This window comes from Prevotella sp. P3-92 (genome assembly GCF_002251205.1).
GTDB lineage: Bacteria > Bacteroidota > Bacteroidia > Bacteroidales > Bacteroidaceae > Prevotella.
The window spans coordinates 1-1,297 of record NZ_NPJE01000044.1 but is presented as its reverse complement, the minus strand read 5'-3'; the positions used below and the strand labels follow the sequence as shown (position 1 = coordinate 1,297).

1 protein-coding gene is annotated in these 1,297 nt (G+C 36.8%); it reads left to right on the top strand.

The annotated features are described in order from the left end of the window. Nucleotides 1-112: 112 nt before the first annotated feature. Nucleotides 113-1,285, top strand: a complete 1,173-nt coding sequence (locus CIK93_RS06950; protein WP_094390244.1) for an IS4 family transposase — start codon at nt 113-115, stop codon at nt 1,283-1,285. The last annotated feature ends 12 nt before the right edge of the window (nt 1,286-1,297 follow it).

The following is a 1,297-nucleotide window of genomic DNA, read 5'->3' as shown; positions in this document are numbered from 1 at the left end:
AACAATCGTTGTAAGTGGTTGATATGCGACAAAATACGAGCAAAAAATGACTCTATGGGTTAGAAATGACTATCTTTGCAGAAAATTACAATCTGTAAGTTAGTTTAGACTCATGAATCAAGGTAAGTATATATTCAGTCAAATATGTGATTTCCTTCCCAAAAACCAGTTCGATTGGTTCGTAAAAAAATATCAAGGAAACAAATATGTTAAGAAGTTCACTTGTTGGAATCATTTGCTAGTGATGATATTCGCTCAGTTGACCCATCGAGAGAGTCTTCGAGACTTGATAGCTACGCTCAATGCGCATAAGACTAAGTTCAACAGGCTTGGATTTGGCACATCTGTTACCAGAAGTAATCTTTCCAAAGCTAATGAGCAAAGAGAGGCTAAAATATTTGAAGACATGGCGTATCATATGGTCAAGACCGCAAGAGACTTACGCATAGGATTAGTTGACAAAGACTTCTTCTATGAAGGTAATGTCTATGCTTTTGACTCAACAACCATCTCACTTTGCCTAAATGTGTTTTGGTGGAGTAAACTTCATCATGACAAAGGTGGTGTAAAGATGCATACCTTATATGATGTAAAGACAGACATACCATCATTCTTTCTTATAACCAATGCGGATTTACATGATTCCAAGGTAATGAACGAGATACCTTATGAGCCTGATGCTTTATACATATTTGATAGAGCATATATGGACACGGAGCAACTCACCATCATCAATACGATAAAGGCGTTCTTTGTTGTTCGTGAGAAACGTCGTATGTCATATACAGTGATTGAAGACAAACAATATAACAACCCTATAACGGGAGTGATGGCTGATCAAACGATACAGTTTAGTGGATATAAAACACGAAAGCAATACTCTTCCCCAATGAGAAGAATCACCTTTTATGATAAGGAGGGAAACAGAACCTTTGTGTTTTATACCAATAACTCCATCCTCTCTGCAGAGGATATTGCATTGGCTTACAAATATCGTTGGAGGGTAGAGTTGTTCTTCAAATGGATGAAGCAACATCTTCATGTCAAGGAATTCTATGGCACAACCGAAAATGCTGTAAAGATACAATTGTATAGTGCAATCATTGCATATTGCTTGGTTGCGATTGTTGAACGAAAAATGAAATTGAATATGGAAATGTATGATTTGTTAAGAATTTTATCTGTCTCATTGTTGGACAGAACCCCTCTCGTAGATTTGCTCGGCAAAAGCGAACCTGCCGAGAAGTTACAAACTGTAAGAGAATTAAGTCTTAAATTTATTTAGTGGACACTAGTG

Coding starts and splice junctions, on each gene's coding strand:
- CIK93_RS06950 (WP_094390244.1), top strand. CDS start 113: ATGAATCAAGGTAAGTATATATTCAGTCAAATATGTGATTTCCTTCCC.